The 16,948-nt window shown below is 41.9% G+C and carries 15 protein-coding genes; 6 read left to right on the forward strand and 9 right to left on the reverse strand.

The annotated features are described in order from the left end of the window. Positions 1-389 precede the first annotated feature (389 nt). Positions 390-4,610, forward strand: coding sequence for a translocation/assembly module TamB domain-containing protein (locus VIR50_RS07215; RefSeq protein ID WP_331934454.1), 4,221 nt, complete (start codon positions 390-392; stop codon positions 4,608-4,610). Positions 4,611-4,682: 72 nt separating this feature from the next. Here the strand turns inward: VIR50_RS07215 and VIR50_RS07220 are convergent, their stop codons facing one another. The 7 genes from VIR50_RS07220 to VIR50_RS07250 all read right to left on the reverse strand — a co-directional run bounded on the left by VIR50_RS07220 (position 4,683) and on the right by VIR50_RS07250 (position 11,686). Next, positions 4,683-5,243 carry an NADH peroxidase gene (locus VIR50_RS07220; RefSeq protein ID WP_331934455.1) on the reverse strand — a complete coding sequence of 187 codons (561 nt, stop codon included), beginning with the start codon at positions 5,241-5,243 and terminating at the stop codon, positions 4,683-4,685. Positions 5,244-5,362: 119 nt separating this feature from the next. Continuing rightward, complete coding sequence (gene hisS, locus VIR50_RS07225; RefSeq protein ID WP_331934456.1) at positions 5,363-6,727, reverse strand: histidine--tRNA ligase; 1,365 nt, start codon at positions 6,725-6,727, stop codon at positions 5,363-5,365. An 11-nt stretch (positions 6,728-6,738) separates the two neighbouring features. Further along, complete coding sequence (locus VIR50_RS07230) at positions 6,739-8,019, reverse strand: adenylosuccinate synthase (protein ID WP_331934457.1); 1,281 nt, start codon at positions 8,017-8,019, stop codon at positions 6,739-6,741. 1 nt (position 8,020) lies between these two features. After that, positions 8,021-8,515, reverse strand: coding sequence for a Fur family transcriptional regulator (locus VIR50_RS07235; RefSeq protein ID WP_331934458.1), 495 nt, complete (start codon positions 8,513-8,515; stop codon positions 8,021-8,023). An 82-nt stretch (positions 8,516-8,597) separates the two neighbouring features. Further along, the gene (locus VIR50_RS07240) at positions 8,598-9,215 is read right to left on the reverse strand and encodes a DNA alkylation repair protein (RefSeq protein WP_331934459.1); all 618 of its coding nucleotides are present in this window, start codon (positions 9,213-9,215) and stop codon (positions 8,598-8,600) included. A gap of 21 nt (positions 9,216-9,236) precedes the next feature. Further along, complete coding sequence (locus VIR50_RS07245; protein ID WP_331934460.1) at positions 9,237-11,207, reverse strand: dipeptidyl-peptidase 3 family protein; 1,971 nt, start codon at positions 11,205-11,207, stop codon at positions 9,237-9,239. 8 nt (positions 11,208-11,215) lie between these two features. Continuing rightward, positions 11,216-11,686, reverse strand: a complete 471-nt coding sequence (locus tag VIR50_RS07250) for a helix-turn-helix domain-containing protein (protein WP_331934461.1) — start codon at positions 11,684-11,686, stop codon at positions 11,216-11,218. A gap of 546 nt (positions 11,687-12,232) precedes the next feature. Between VIR50_RS07250 and VIR50_RS07255 the strand changes: the two genes are divergently transcribed. The 3 genes from VIR50_RS07255 to VIR50_RS07265 all read left to right on the forward strand — a co-directional run bounded on the left by VIR50_RS07255 (position 12,233) and on the right by VIR50_RS07265 (position 13,907). Then, entirely contained in the window at positions 12,233-12,751 is a 519-nt protein-coding gene (locus tag VIR50_RS07255; RefSeq protein ID WP_331934462.1) for a KdsC family phosphatase, read from the forward strand. 73 nt (positions 12,752-12,824) lie between these two features. Continuing rightward, positions 12,825-13,394, forward strand: a complete 570-nt coding sequence (locus VIR50_RS07260) for a Maf family nucleotide pyrophosphatase (RefSeq protein WP_331934463.1) — start codon at positions 12,825-12,827, stop codon at positions 13,392-13,394. A gap of 120 nt (positions 13,395-13,514) precedes the next feature. Continuing rightward, positions 13,515-13,907 (forward strand): hypothetical protein, encoded by a 393-nt coding sequence (locus tag VIR50_RS07265; protein ID WP_331934464.1) that lies wholly within the window; start codon positions 13,515-13,517, stop codon positions 13,905-13,907. Between the two features lie 85 nt (positions 13,908-13,992). On the opposite strand, the gene VIR50_RS07270 is transcribed toward VIR50_RS07265, so the two are convergent. Together VIR50_RS07270 and VIR50_RS07275 are read right to left on the reverse strand one after the other, a co-directional pair. After that, entirely contained in the window at positions 13,993-14,145 is a 153-nt protein-coding gene (locus VIR50_RS07270) for a hypothetical protein (protein WP_331934465.1), read from the reverse strand. Positions 14,146-14,160: 15 nt separating this feature from the next. Next, a complete protein-coding gene (locus VIR50_RS07275; RefSeq protein ID WP_331934466.1) occupies positions 14,161-15,051 on the reverse strand; it encodes an RluA family pseudouridine synthase in 891 nt (296 codons plus the stop codon). A gap of 68 nt (positions 15,052-15,119) precedes the next feature. Between VIR50_RS07275 and VIR50_RS07280 the strand changes: the two genes are divergently transcribed. Beyond that, complete coding sequence (locus VIR50_RS07280; RefSeq protein ID WP_331934467.1) at positions 15,120-16,013, forward strand: glycosyltransferase family 2 protein; 894 nt, start codon at positions 15,120-15,122, stop codon at positions 16,011-16,013. Then, positions 15,965-16,939, forward strand: a complete 975-nt coding sequence (locus tag VIR50_RS07285; protein ID WP_331934468.1) for a glycosyltransferase family 2 protein — start codon at positions 15,965-15,967, stop codon at positions 16,937-16,939. Before VIR50_RS07280 ends, VIR50_RS07285 begins: the two co-directional genes overlap by 49 nt. Positions 16,940-16,948: the final 9 nt, after the last annotated feature.

Raw genomic sequence — 16,948 nt, forward strand, 5'->3', positions numbered from 1 at the left:
ATTATCTATATAGATATTCTCTCTGACAACCATACTTGAAATTCATCTGCAAATATAATCATTTTTAACTGTAATTAGAAATAAAACATGTTTTTATTTTAATATTCAGCTTTTATGGTGTAATTTTGTCTTACTAAATTACTATCAACATACATCTGAAAAAGCTTGTACATATCATAAATGGCATTATTTGGTCATTTCTTACCATCTATATAGCCTGCGTTGTATTACTGAATATCTCTGTAATACAACATAAAATCGCACATATTACCAGCGATGCTATAGAAAAAGAACTCAAGACCAAAGTTGAAATTTCCCGAATAGATTTAGGCTTTTTAAATAGAATTATCATTGATGATATTAAGATTCTTGACAGAAGCCATCAGCCCATGCTGTCAGCCAACCGTTTGTCGGTACAACTTTCCATAATAGATTTACTCCAAGGAAATATTAATATTGCTGCCGCTCAACTTTTTGGATTACATGCTCATATATATCAAAGAACTCCTACTTCTGACTTAAACTGTCAATTTCTTATTGACGCCTTTAAGTCAAAAGATGATAACAAGGCAAAGCCACCTATAGACCTTACGATAGGTTCTCTCATCATTCGTAACAGTTCTTTACAATTCGACAAATGGTTTATGCCCAAAGACAAAACACTTCACAAACTCGACATTAACCATTTGAATATCAACAACTTTAATACTCACCTATTCTTTCATCTTAATGAGAAAGAATCTATTTCCACTCACATAAAAGAATTGTCTTTCACAGAAGCTTCAGGGCTTACTTTAAAAGACTTACACGCTAATTTTATAGCTACTCTCAACCAATTTCAACTCAGTGAAATTGCATTAACCCTCCCTAATACCCAGCTCAAAATAGATAAAATTCTTATCAAAAAGCCATTGGGAAAGAAGCCACTTGATTTATTGCGAGCACATCATGGAATAACAGAGATTGACGGTAAAATTTCTTTTTCCGACTTTGCCTTTATTGCACCCCTACTGTCTAATCTTAAGAATCCTTTCTATTTGACGACCAGCATTGAAGGGGACGAATCTACAACGAATATTAAGCATCTAAACATTTATCATAATCAATATGGATTAAATGTCAATATCCAGGGTAAGATCCTTTATACTAAAGACTCTTTTTCACCCCAATGGAGTGGTAAAATAAACAAATTAGACATAGGAGAAGCCGGTATTAAAACCATCATAAAGATGGCAAATCTCCCCAAACAGCTTGGCCATATTAAACATTTATCTTTAATCGGATCCGCAAGGGGAAAGAAACAGCAACTAAGTTTAGACGGAAAAATATCAACGAACCTCGGCTCTTCCAAGTTTTTATGCACAAAAAATTATAAAGACATTACAGGATATATAGAAAGCACCAACTTAAATATTGGAAAACTATTAGATATTAAACAGTTAGGTAAAGTTTCCACAAGACTCACTTTCAACGGAATTCTCGATAAGAAATCAGTTGCCATCCATACAAAAGGTAACCTATTCGAACTAAACTTTAATGGTTATCAATACAAAGATGTAGCCTTTGCCGGTCAATTCAAGCAAGCTGCTACAAATAAAACGATAGATGCAAATATCACGGTAAACGACCCTAATGGAGTTATTCAGGCAGAAGGACAGTATATCATTAATTCGTCTTCTCCTACTCTTTGGGCCAAAGCCCAAATTAGAAATCTTAACCTTTCTGCCATGCACCTTAGCAACCAGTGGGAAGGAACACGAATCAGCACCGACATTGAAACGCGATTTACAGGCACTAACTTTACAAACGCAATAGGCCATTTAAGCATACAAGATTTAAAATTGCAAGATCATTCCGGTGAATACACCATGAATAACTTGCAGTTAAAAATGGGAAAAGAACAGCATAAAAACTTTGCTTCGCTCATCAGTGACTTTGCTGACATTCATATCAATGGAGTTTTCAACTATTCACAATTACCTGCTACCATTTATAATATTATAGGTAGCAGACTGCCTTCTATCCCCGGTCTGCCCAAGACCAAAGCTACCGAAAACAACTTTCATATCACTGCGCAGATTCGCAATCACGAGTTGTTTTCCAAACTGTTCCACATTCCTTTTATACTTCATGAACCGTTAGCATTAAAAGGGCACATTAATGATAAAAATAAAGAAGTAATTCTTACAGCCCATCTTCCACACTTTGAGTATGAAAATAATATTTTAAAGAGTGGAAGTATAAATCTTTTTTCGATCAATGACTCTTTGAAATTAGTTGCTGCTTTCCAAAAAAAAGAAGAAAAAGGTCAGAAGCTATCTATCGGAGTTAACGCAACAGCCAGCCACAATAACTTAGAAACACAATTAGACTTCAATAACAATAGAATAAATCTTTTCAAAGGCTCTCTCAAAACCAGCACTTCTTTTTTTCAAAATCAGAAGCAGGAGGCCACTGCACATATCAGAATACTACCGTCAACCATACTTGTCAGCGATTCTACTTGGAGTATTGAACCCAGCGACATTATATACTCTAAGAATCATTTAACCGTAGACCATTTTGCCATTCAGCATAATAAGCAACATATTATCATATCAGGACAAGCCTCACAAAACAAAGCAGACGTACTTACTGCCGACCTCAGAGAGGTTGACCTGAGCTATATTCTAAATTTAGTCAACTTCCATGCGGTTTCCTTTAGCGGCAAAGCCTCCGGAACCGCTACCATTTCATCGGCCTTTAACCATCCGGAAGCCTCCGCAAATTTAACGGTTGATAATTTCCATTTTGAAGACGGACCATTGGGAAGGTTAAAAGCTACGGCTATTTACGACAACTCTGAAGGCAAAATTAATATCGATGCGATTGCAAAAGACGAGAGAAAAGAGACATTTATCAATGGCTATGTATCCCCTTTGCATAATAATATTGATTTAGCCATCAAAGCCAAAGACACAAATATTGAATTTCTAAAGAGCTTCTGTGGCAGTTTTATGAGCGACATCAACGCAACCGCAGAAGGTAATGTCAGAATTGTCGGCCCGCTGAATGCCATCAATCTCACAGGAGAAGTGGTAGCTAATGGCTCTCTAAAAATTACTCCAACCAATACAACCTATCGATTATCAAACGATACAATCCGTATGATTCCTGACCAAATCATACTCTCTCAAGATACCGTATATGATAGAGCAGGAAACATTGGCATTGTTAATGGTACACTTCGCCATCATAATCTTACCCAACTTACTTACGATTTAAATATAACTGCTAAAAATCTGTTAGCATACGACACACATGATTTTGGCGACGACACCTTCTATGGCACTGCCTATGCTTCCGGAAACTGCCACATTTATGAACATAATGGAGAAATCATATTAGACATAGACGTTACCCCCGAGAAGGGTTCACAATTCGTATACAATGCCGCAAGTCCGGGAGGAGTAAGCAATCAAGAATTTATCCATTGGAAAAAGAATCAACCAACGGCATTAATTGCTGGTGACAGCACGCTTGCTACCCTACCGGATAACGACGATGCAGACATTCCCTCCAATATGCACATAAACTTTCTCATCAACATGACACCGGATGCAACGTTGAGATTACTCATGGATGAGAAGACTGGCGACTATATAGCCTTAAATGGCAATGGCGTCCTCAGAGCCACCTATTTTAATAAGGGACGCTTAGATATGTATGGAAATTATATCATTGACCACGGTATCTATAAACTCACAATACAGAATATCATCAAGAAAGATTTCCACTTTAACCAAGGTGGCACCATCGCTTTCGGAGGTGATCCCTATGCGGCTGCGCTTGATTTAAAGGCACAATACGTCGTCCCTGCCGTAAGTTTGTCCGATTTAAATATAGGACAAAGCTTTACCACGAATAATGTACGTGTCAACTGCCTTATGAATATTACCGGAACACCGGCCACACCCAAGTTGGATTTTTCGTTAGACATACCTTCTTTGAATAATGAAGCCAAACAGATGATTTTCAGCCTCATCAACAGCGAAAACGAAATGAACCAACAAGTACTATACCTGCTGGCAATAGGCCGATTCTATTCACAAGGCAACAATACGGAAAGCACTCCCGGAAGTCCATCACAGCAAAGCCAAACAAGTCTTGCCATGCAGAGCTTGCTCAGTGGCACTGTCAGCCAACAAATCAACAATATCCTTTCTTCTGTCACTAAAAACGACAATTGGAATTTTGGTGCCAATATATCCACCGGCAACGAAGGCTGGAGTAACGCTGAATACGAGGGGCTCCTTTCCGGGCGTCTATTAAACAATCGCCTGCTGATTAATGGGCAATTTGGCTATCGGGATAACGCCACCAAGGCGTCGACCAGCTTCATTGGCGATTTTGAAGCAAAGTATTTACTGACCCCAAGTGGGAATTACGCTATTCGCGTTTATAATCAGTCCAATGACCGCTATTTTACCCGCAACAGCTTGAATACGCAAGGCATTGGTTTTGTCATCAAGAAAGAATTCAACCGCTGGAGAGATCTCTTCCGTAAGAATAAGTCTAAAAAGAAGAAAGATACGAACTCTCAAAAGGAGAAAAACAAATCAAAGAAATAAAAAGAGATACCAAAAAAGGAGACATCTGTTGATGTCTCCTTTTATTATCACTAAAATTTGGTTACTCTGCTCTTACTTAAAGAAACGCTTGTAGAGACCTGCAAAGCCAGCTGCGTGACGAGCCTCATCCTTAGCCATTTCGTGAATGGTATCATGAAGTGTGTCATTGCCTTCAGCCTTAGCCTTCTTAGCCATAGCAAACTTTTCAGCGCATGCATCCTTTTCTGCAGCGATACGTGCTTCCAAATTGCTCTTGGTATCACCGAGAACTTCACCCAGCAACTCTGCATAGCGAGAAGCGTGGTTAGCCTCTTCATAAGCATAATGCTCATAAGCACGGGCAATTTCAGGATAGCCTTCACGATCAGCCTGACGAGCCATAGCCAAGTACATACCTACTTCACCACACTCACCGGCAAAAGTATCCTTGCAATGTTGAATCAACTCTTCACTGACACCTTCCTTATAAGCAGCACCCAAATAATGAACCGTAGCCAATTCGAGATCATCAACAGCTACGTCTTCCATCTCTTTGAACTTGCTGGTAGGAGCTTTACAAATAGGACACTGCTCAGGAGCCTCTGCACCTTCATAAATATAACCACAAACGGTGCAAATAAATTTCTTTTTCATAAGTCTTTGTATTAAAAATAAACTCTATATAAAATAAAAAATGTCTTATATTCAGTAGCTATGCGAAAATAGACTTTTATCTACATATATAAAAATATTCTTTCTTTTATTAACAACATTTAATCTATCAATCTGTCACATAGCTCCTCAAGCGCCAACAGCTCTTGGGTGCCTGTAACCATATTCTTGAGCGTAATCTTTCTTTCTTTCATTTCATTCTCACCGGCCAACGCCACATACGGTATTTGCTTGGCATTGGCATAGCTCATCTGCTTTTTCATCTTAACCGCATCCGGATAGATTTCCGCACGTACACCTCTTTTCCTGCATTCGCTCAAAACAGGCAAACAGTACATTGTTTCCTGCTCTCCAAAGTTGATGAACATCACCTTCGTGGAACTAATTGTCTCTTTCGGATACAAATCAAGGGTATTCAATACGTCATAAATACGGTCAGCTCCAAAACTAATGCCTACTCCGCTCAATCCCGGCATTCCAAAAATACCCGTCAAGTTGTCGTAACGACCACCCCCGGTTATACTTCCCATCGGTGTATCAAGCGCCTTTACCTCAAAGATAGCACCCGTATAGTAGTTAAGACCACGTGCCAATGTCAAGTCAAACTGTATCTCATTTTGCAAGCCTATTGCTTTCAGGGTATTCAAAATAAACTCTATTTCCTCTACACCCTTTTGTCCTATTTCCGAAGAAGCGAGGGCTTGTGCCACCACTTGCAGCTTCTCTTCGTTAGAACCTGACAAAGTAATAAAGGGCTGCAGCTTCTCCACAGCCTCGTCTGAAAGCCCGCTGTCTTTCAATTCCGCATTTACTTTATCCAGCCCTATCTTATCCAGCTTGTCTATAGCTACCGTAATATCAACAATTCTGTCATCTTCGCCAATCACTTCGGCTATACCTGACAGAATCTTACGGTTGTTAATCTTTATCTGAACACGAATACCAAACTTGGTAAAAACGGTGTCAACAATCTGCATGAGCTCCACCTCGTTCATCAAAGAATCCGATCCTACGACATCAGCGTCACACTGATAGAACTCACGATAACGCCCTTTCTGCGGACGATCGGCACGCCAAACGGGTTGAATCTGATAGCGCTTGAAAGGAAATTGCAACTCATCATGGTGCATCACAACGTAGCGGGCAAAAGGAACGGTCAAATCATAACGCAGGCCCTTTTCGCACAGTTTGGAAGCCAAATGTAAAGAATTACGCTCCGTAAGCTCCGAATCCGTAATCTTACTTAGGTAGTCACCCGAATTAAGGACTTTAAAAAGGAGTTTGTCTCCCTCTTCTCCATACTTTCCCATCAATGTTTGCAGGGTTTCCATAGATGGAGTTTCTATCTGCTGGAACCCATACAAGGCATAGACTTCCTTTATTGTATTAAAGATATAGTTACGCTTGGCCATTTCCAATGGACCAAAATCACGCGTTCCTTTCGGTATATTCGTTTTCTGCGACATTAGTTTGTATTTTATTTTCTAACAATTGTTTGAGCACGATCCGGACCTATTGAAATAACCTTGATAGGCGTTTCCAAGAACTCTTCTAAGAATTTTACATAAGCACAGAATGCTTCCGGGAACTGCTCCTCACTTGTAAATCCGGTCATATCTGTTTTCCAACCCTTAAACTCCTTATAAACTGGCGTTACATTGTCAATCTCATAAGGCAGTTTGGTTGTTTCCTCACCGTTCGGCAACCGATAAGCCACACATGCTTTGATCGTTTCAAAACTATCCAGCACGTCACTCTTCATCATGATCAGCTGCGTAACGCCATTCACCATGACAGAATATCTCAACTGCACAAGGTCTATCCAGCCACACCGACGCTCACGTCCGGTCACGGCACCATACTCATGACCGAGGTCACGAAGCGTCTTGCCGGTCTCATCGAACAGCTCTGTTGGGAAAGGACCAGAGCCAACACGCGTACAATAAGCTTTCATGATACCATACACATTGCCGATTTTATTTGGGCCGATACCCAATCCGGTGCATGCTCCCGCACAAACCGTATTCGATGAAGTTACAAAAGGATAAGAGCCAAAATCCACATCCAACATAGTACCTTGCGCACCTTCACACAATATACTCTTACCACTACGTAAGACATCGTTTATTTCATGCTCGGAATCCACAAAACGGAAAAGGCGCATATAGGCCACACCCTCCATCCATTTGGCTTCGGCAGCTTCCAAACCCTCAAAGTCTGTCCAGCCAAGAGCCTTCAACATATCCAAATGGCGTTGTTTGTGAACCTCATATTTTTCTTTAAAGTTTTCAAGTATATCTCCTACTCTCAAACCGTTACGGCTAATTTTATCTGTGTAAGTAGGGCCGATTCCCTTGCCGGTAGTACCAACTTTGGCTTTTCCTTTGGCAGCTTCATAAGCTCTATCCAACAGCCGATGGGTAGGCATTATCAAATGGGCTTTCCTCGATATGTAGAGACGCTCGGTCAACGGGTGGCCGCTTTTCTCCAAATCTTGTGCCTCTGCCATGAACAAATCCGGGGCAAGGACTACTCCATTACCGATAATATTGATTTTCCCACCTTGGAAAATACCAGAAGGAATAGAGCGAAGCACGTATTTCTGTCCTTCAAACTCCAGCGTGTGACCGGCGTTGGGACCTCCTTGGAATCGAGCTACGACATCGTAGTTGGGGGTCAACACGTCTACAACTTTTCCTTTACCTTCATCGCCCCACTGCAATCCCAGCAGGACATCTACTTTACCCTTTGTTTCCATTTTATGCTTTGGTTTTTCGTATATCCGACTTATAACTTTGAAGTTTCTTCCTCGTCTGCTTGGCTTGGCAGCTACTGCACATGCCATAAACATACAAGGCATAAGTATCTTGATGAAATCTTTTGTACCGAGCCTCACTGACAGCACGCATCACAGCCGGTATCTGAATTTCTTTCACCTCGCCACACACCGTACAAATCTGGTGACAGAGATTCTGTTTTACCAAACCGGCGGAGTACTTGGTGCCCTCCATAAACGTATGACGTACTACAAGACGCAATTTCAGAAAGAAGCGAATGTTATTATATAAGGTAGCTCTACTCACCCGAAAATTATCCTCCGCCAACAACAGACTTAATTCTTCCAGTGTGAACACACCTTTCATCTGATAGATAGCATCAAGGATGGCATAGCGCTCCGGAGTCTTTCTCAGCTTATTCTCTTCCAAATAGCTTTCCAATATCCTACGGGCTTTTATGTGAATGCTGTCTTCCATACGCTTTCTTTTCTCTCTCTTGGGACAAAAGTACTACTTTTTTATCAATCCGGTCCCTATATTCTGCTTGAAGTTACTTTTATTACGACTTGCCCAAATGTTGACTCAATACCGTCTGCACGATTCGATCATACTCCTCGCCAAGCTCGCCCAACTTATTCATACAATTGAATGCGGCATGCCGAACCATCATATTATCACTTTTCAAAGCCGTAATGGCCTGGTCTATCAGCTCATTCACACCCCTTTCATTAGGCGTCATTCCTTTCTGAAAAAGACGACCCAACAGCGTGTAGGCACATATTTCATACAACGGCTTATCTGCCGCTATCCATTGATATGCTAACTCCGGAGCGTAATCCACGTCTTGCAACAAGTTAAAAGCCAACATGGTGGCCTGCTCGGGAGCCGTCACTTGCTCCATCCATATCTCAGCGATTTCGCGTGAGAACTCATCGGCAGGCATAATCAATGTGGCCAAAATCTGACACTCACGTATATTCTCTTTCCACAACTCAATAGCCAGTGCCTTGTCTTTGCCATACTCTTGTGCCATCACTTTCAAATCAGAGAACGACACTCCCCAATTAAGTTTGTAACTGACGCCTTTTTCCCGCATCGACTGTGATGTCGGTCCACTCATGAACAAGCGGAAACCTTGTTTTATCTTATTGAGCTTTTGCTTTATTTCTTCTTCCATTATCATCGAATATCATTCGTTTTACAAAATGCCGAACTCGCTGCCGTAACGAAGCATTTGCTCCGTATAGCTTTCCTCATAATCCACGTTGATGTCTACAATTTCGCCCTTCTCATTCCTAACCGGTGTCATCCGAGGATTGATGAAGCCTTTATAAGGGGCTATATGAAGCCTCTCATAACGTTCCAACACCTCTTGATGCAATTCCGCGTCAATCTGAATGGCATAGTTTTCTACCAACTCTCTTGCCGCGGAGAAGTCGCCCTCGCTCTTTATCCGCTGGATTTCAGCCAATAAAGTGGCAAATAGTCCACGCAAAGCCACGTAGTCATTCACCTTCACATAATGGCGCCCGTCACGTTCTACCAACTCCGCGGCACCCTTGCCGTGGGCCATCACCCAGCGACTGATTAAGGCCCTATTCTGCATGTGCGATTCTTCTATTCGGTCATTCGGCCGAATACGAACCAACTGCGTCATGCTGCCATTCATCAGATACGTGTAATAAAGGCTCTTATAAGCCTCCTCGTCGGGCACAAGTCCCAACTCCACGAGCTTTGGATCAGCCATATAATAAAGGCCAAACAAGTCGGCTCTGGCCTCCTCTATCGTATTGCCATAATGTTTAAGGGCATTTGGATCGGTCCCGGGCAGCAGTTGTCCGCTGCCATGCCCCAAACATTCATGCAAATCAGTGTGCAGATCATCACAAATATCGCCATACTTCCGTATCATCGTCAAAGTCTGCTCACCGTCCACAAACTCCTCCAAAAGGCCGGAGTTCTGCGACGCCTGATGATAGGCTTCCGTCAAATTGCCTATCGTAACGCTCTTTGAGCCATGTTCAGCTCTTATCCAATCGGCATTGGGAAGATTGATACCAATGGCTGTCGATGGGTATTCGTCGCCACCAAGCATGGCCGCACACACTACATTCGCGACCACTCCACGCACTTGCTGCTTGCGAAAACGGGAATCAACGGGTGAATGATCCTCAAACCATTGGGCATTTTCGCTTATCAGGCGTGTGCGCTTTGTAGCTTCCATATCTTTATACTCCACAATGCCTTCCCAAGATCCTTTCAGGCCGAGAGGGTCACCATAGACTTCAATAAACCCATTGATGAAATCCACTTGACCGGATGTTTCCTTCAACCATTCAATAGAATATTCATCAAAATCAGACAAATCTCCTGTCTGATAATATTTTATAAGTTGTTTTACAACCCGTTTTTGCTGTTCATTCTCCGCAAAATCAAGCGCTTTCTGAAGCCATCCCACAATCTGTCGGATAACTTTTCCATAGCGTCCTTCTACGGAATAGACCTCCTCCAGCAGCCGTCCGTCCCTTTTCACCAGCCGCGAATTAAGCCCCCACGACGGCTGGCGGTTCGCCCGCAGCGGATTAGTCCGGGCATAGGCTTCAGACAATTCACGGTAAAAAGCCTCCACCTCTTGCTGCGAAACTCCCTCGTAATAATTACAAGCCGACGTTTGTACCAAATCAGCCCCATCGGTCTTATTCACCCGTTTGGGCAAAAAATCTTTGTCAAAGATAACACTACGCAAATCGTTTAGCAACTCTTCCCTGCTTTGTCCGTCAGCCAACGGCAAATCCTCATGAGCCAATTGCTCATATTGCGCTACGAAAAAGCGCTCCGAGAACGCCGGCTGAAACTTATCGCATGAGTAATGATGATAAATACCATTGGCAAACCAAACTTGCCGAAGGTAGGTTTCAAGCGCCAAAAAATCGGGCTCCGACCTATCGCCCGCATATTGGCAATAAATCTTTTCCAGCACTTTTCTGACGACAATGTTATACGCACCAAATTGGTCGGTCGTTATATCGCGACCGACCAGCGTAGCTTGGGCGAGGTAATAAATAAATATCTTATTGCTCAATGACAGGTTTTCAAAACCTTTGAGCCGGTAACGCAGCATCTGAATGTCGGCAAAACGCATGTCAGAGCTGATATTTTGATTATCCATATAACAGTCTATTTTTCTTTAAGGGCTTTCGGCTTACGACCACGTTTCTTGGGTTTCGGGTCATCCGCAGCCATGTGCATCACCTTGTAATCACGGGGCGTACAACCATTTTGCTTGAAAAAAGCAGCATAAAAGGACTGCCGATTGGCAAAGCCAACGATGTCTGACACATCTTCCATGTTCAAATCCTTGTATCGTTTGTCACTAAGCAGCGACATGGCTTCCTCCACCCGATACTTATTAACAAAGGCAGTGTAGTTCATGTGGAAGCGAACATTCACGACAGCAGAGATATATCGGGTATTGGTTCCCAAGTCCTCGGCCAATCGTTTGGCGGAATAGCCCTTATCCTTGTACTTCTTTTGAATCAGGATGACGTCCAAAATCTTCTCTTTCAGCTCATCCATCAGCTTGGGGCTAATCAGCGTTCGATAAACCGCATCTTTCTCTTTCTTCTCAACAATGTTGTACTTTGCCATATTCTTTCTGCTTTTGAAACACCGTCTTTTATTTTGCAAATATAAAGAAAAATGACATAATAATCAAGCCTTTTCATAAATATTTTTCATAAAAAAGGACGAGCAAAATTATCACTGTTCAACACCGAAAATGCCATAAAAAAGCGATTACCGCTTCCTTTTTAGATGATTCTACAGCCCAAAACAAACAACAATCATGTCAAAACTGCGCTTTCACCTTCCTATTCCTACTCTACCGCATTGCTGAAACGCCTCTACCACAAGCTCAAAGCCATGCTTTTACAAGACCAAAAGCCTGCTTTGACCACCACAAAACCAAACCTACAAACCACCATTCACGCATATCCGGCTGACCTATGGCAAGTTAGCGAAAACCACTAAAAACGCTTCCATCCACCCCTTCCCCTACATTCATGCCTATGAAGGGTACTTTCTAATTGCTTTTTGTAAAGATGTTTGACGATTTATTTGTAAAGATTTTTATTGTATAGAAATCATACCGCAAAATCACTAATTATTACTAACTTTGCAGAAAAAGAAAGGCTTATGATAAATTATGACCTAACCCAAATTAAAGCCATTATCTTCGACGTCGATGGTGTGCTATCGGCCGAAACAATTACCTTGGCTTCGAGTGGAGAACCTTTGCGAACCGTCAACATCAAGGATGGGTATGCCATTCAGTTGGCCGTGAAAATGGGATTGCGCATCGTTATTCTTACGGGCGGACAAACAGAAGCTATCAGAAAACGATATGAGGGTTTGGGCGTTACGGATATTTACATGGGATGCGCCGTAAAAGTAACCACTTACGAGGAGTTCAAGCAAAAATATCGACTCACCGACCAAGAGATATTATATGCCGGCGACGATATTCCCGATTTTGAAGTGATGAAGCGTGTGGGATGTCCTTGCTGCCCGGCTGACGCTTGTGCGGAAATCAAGCAAATCAGCACCTACATCAGCCACAAGAAAGGTGGCCATGGAGTCGGTCGAGACATCATAGAACAAGTGTTGAGCGCCCAAGGAAAATGGCTGAGCAGCAATGTTGCGTTTGGTTGGTAACAAAACCTTTACAGTCTATATTTATTTTATTGTTATATTGCTATTTATATCTATTTTACTATATTAAAACTTTATGAAATTCAAGCAGGTTATTTTAGCCAGTAACTCTCCAAGAAGGAAAGAATTACTTGCCGGCTTAGACATAGAATTTAAGGTAAAAGTGAAGTCCGACATTGACGAGACTTATCCGCATGAGCTTGCCCCCGAGGACGTACCTCTCTTTCTTAGCAAGAAGAAAGCTGCCGCATATAAAGCCGACTTACAAGAAGGTGATTTACTGATAACGGCTGATACCGTCGTCATTATTGGTAATGAGATTTTAGGCAAGCCTGCTAACGAGGAGGAAGCCCGCCACATGCTCTCCCTATTAAGCGGCAGAACCCACTTGGTAACCACCGGAGTGTGCCTAACAACCACGACCGGCAACCGGGCATTCAGCGTCACGACAAAAGTAACTTTTAAGGAACTGACACCTTCCGAAATCAACTATTACGTCAGCACCTACCGCCCCTTTGACAAAGCCGGCGCCTATGGTATTCAGGAATGGATAGGCTATATCGGCGTAACTAACTTGGAAGGAAGTTTTTATAATGTAATGGGACTTCCCGTGCAGAGAATCTATGAAGAAATGAATGCAATGTAGATCGCTGCGAATGACATAATTTTCACATTGAGAATAATGTGGGGCCAAAGAACAACCATATAAATGATAAGGTGGGATAATCCATAAAAAGGAAGTCTATTTATATATAATTAAGGTGTCATGAGTCGTAAAATCATTATTTTTTGCACTATCATCAGTTTGCTTTCATGTAGCAGACACCAAACCGAGCAGGTTCGTTTTTCTTCTTTACAGCCATCCATCCAAGACACACTGCATGCTATCAACAACCAACAAGATACGACTGTCAGCATAGAACCACCCGAACTGATAGACTTCACGGGACGTTTCATTGTCATAATTAAGGAATTTGGGCCTTGGATTATCAGCAAACAGATTAAAGACACGATAAATAATAAGACCTACACCATACCAAGCAATGCCCCTACACCCTATATCATAACAAACAAAGAGATTCTATATCCTCTTGAATACAATCGTTCCGTGATGGGATTTACTAACCAAACCTTGTTTCAAAGAATAGCCATAAACTAACGAAAAGACGAAACAAAAAACGCCATCCCTTATGATTTAACGGGATGGCGTTGATATATAAGGATCAGGCTTACCGCCTGATGCGTTAAGATTGCAAGAAATAGAGCGCGGCCAAGATGGCTATCAAAATAATTCCCAATACGGTTTTGATAAGACAGCTCGTGACTTTCTTCAACAAGAAAACACCTACTACAACCGCAATCAGGATATATACAAAATACATAATACTGGAATCCATACGCTAACTTTTGATTTATTTAAACACTTTTTGGAACGCAGGAGGAATCGGAGTCTCAAATTCCATGCGCTCATGAGTAATCGGATGATAGAAACATAACAAATAAGCATGCAGGCAGAGACGTCCACAAGGGTCGTCACCATTGCCATACTTGATGTCGCCACACACGGGATGGCCCATATCCGCGCTATGAACACGTATCTGATTCTTGCGTCCGGTCTCCAATTTGTACTCTACCAAACTATGAAAAGGCGACCGCCGCAGCACGTGAAAGTGGGTCACGGCATATTTTCCACCATTATCGACAGGCGAAGAATAGGTTATATAAGACCGATTGTCCTTTAACCAGTTGGCCACAGTACCCTCGTCGTCTTTCATTTCGCCGGAAACAACGGCGACATAACGGCGATCATAAACGATGTTATGCCAATCACGCTCTAACAACTGCTCTGTTTGCATGTCCTTGGCGTAAATCATCAGCCCACTCGTATCACGGTCGAGACGATGCACGACATGGGCCGTGCATTTCTGTCGGCTTTTGTTCAGATAATCATCTAATATCGCTTTGACGTGAAGTGAGGCGTGACCGCCCGCCATAGAAAGGATTCCTACGTTCTTCTCAACAACGAGAAGATAACGGTCTTCATAAACTATTTTGAGGTAACGGCTTTTAAATGTGTCGTTACGCTTGTGCTTACTAATCGTAATTTTGTCTCCCTCGGTCAACTGATAATCAAAACGGGAAACAACTTTACCATTGACTTTGACACCTTTCCCTTTAAGCGTTGCCTTTATTTTAGACCTGCTTTCACGGGCATTGGCAAGCAACCACTCCAACAAAGGAGCCGGTTCCTTGACCATATAGTGCTCATACTCATTGGGTTGTTGGATTCTATTGGTCTTCATTGTTGCAAAGATAATAAAAGAATATCGATTAGATGGTTGATTAAATGTATTTTTATTATCTTTGCCTTATGAAACTATCGGTCATCATTCCTGTATTCAATGCGGCTTCCACACTGGAGAAATGCCTCAAAAGTGTTGTGGACCAGCATGTTGACGACATGGAGATTATCCTTGTCAATGATGGCTCTACCGATCAGGAGTGCAACATTTTGTGTGAGCATTTGGCCGAATCCATACCGCAGATTCGCTATATTCAACAAGCGCATGCGGGATTGAGCCGTGCAAGAAACGAGGGATTGGACGTTGCTACGGGAAGTTTCATCACGTTTGTTGACGCTGATGATTATTTGGAAGATAACACATACATTCCATTGCTTCAGCTTTTCGAACAAGATGAGAACACAGATATTATCGAATTTTCTTACATTGAGAAAGAAGGACACCGGCGCCTTGAGCGCAAAAAGATATTGCCAAATCAGGCATATACCACCTTTAAGGACTATTGGCTTCAGGCTTACGCCTATCAGCATGCGTACATGTGTAATAAGATTTTCAGAAAATCATTATTCAACAATATCCGTTTTCCCATAGCGAAGCACTTTGAAGACGTCGCGACACTGCCGCTCTTGGCCAAACAAAGTCGAAAAATCCGGACCACTTCATTAGGTCTTTATCACTATTGTTGGAACAACAAGGGAATAACCGCAAACGCATCGGCTGCTGATTTTTCCTTTCTCCTGACATCCTATCTTAAAATATTGCAGGAAGTTTCCAATAGCGCTTATTACGAGAGCGTCCTCAATATACAATTAGACACCTACGAATTGGGCGACAGACAGCTAAGACTGCCACTAAAGCCTTACTATGGGACTATTAAACTATGCTTATTACACATTCTTAGTCTTGATAAATTATGCAAATTGAACCTGCTTTACCACAAACTGATGAGAGCTTTAAAATAAGTTTCATCATCCCCTATTTCAATGAACCTACCACGATATTAAAGGAGTGTATAGAGAACATTCTAAAGCTGCGATTGGCTGATACAGAACGAGAGATTATCATTATTGATGACGGGAGCGACATTCCACCCTTGGATGACATTATCGAATTTCAAGATACTATTATATATATAAGGTGTAAACATGCAGGTCCTTCCACCGCACGCAACATGGGTATGAAGATGGCTTCGGGCAAATATATACAGTTTGTTGACGCAGACGACTATCTGTTGCCTACCGCATACGACCATTGTATACAGATAGCAAAACGTTTTATCCCCGATATGGTGCGTTTTCAAGCTACAGACAATGAAGAGAGCGACTATGCCTTAGATATAAACGGACCTATTTCCGGTAGTGAATACATGAGAGAATATAGTTTAAAGTCGGCTGTTTGGAGCTGTCTCTTCAGGAAATCCATTGCGAAAAGCATTAAATTCTCCGAGGATCTTACTTATGCGGAAGACGAAGAATATACGACCAAACTGCTTCTTTTAACCAAGACGGTGTACTTTACAGAGGCCAAAGCCTACTACTATAGACAACGGCACGGCTCTCTCACGCACAAGACTGATACGATGAGCAAGATACAACGTTTAAATAATAGCGTCGAGGTCATCCACCGCTTATCAAACCTGATAGCAACGGTTTCAACGGAAGAGGCTGAGGCTTTGCAACGACGGGTGGCCCAATTATCCATGGACTATCTGTATAACGTAATTCGTCTGACCCATAGCAATAAGCATTTGACGCAAGCCATCAACAACTTAAAAGAGCATGGTTTGTTCCCCTTGCCGGAAAAGAATTACACGAATAAATACACAATATTCAGAAAAGCCATCAAAAGTAAGATAGGAAAGACTCTCTTATTGGCTACAATCAGATAAAAGCATAAC

Origin of the sequence: Prevotella sp., assembly GCF_036570325.1 — a bacterium.
Taxonomy (GTDB): domain Bacteria; phylum Bacteroidota; class Bacteroidia; order Bacteroidales; family Bacteroidaceae; genus Prevotella.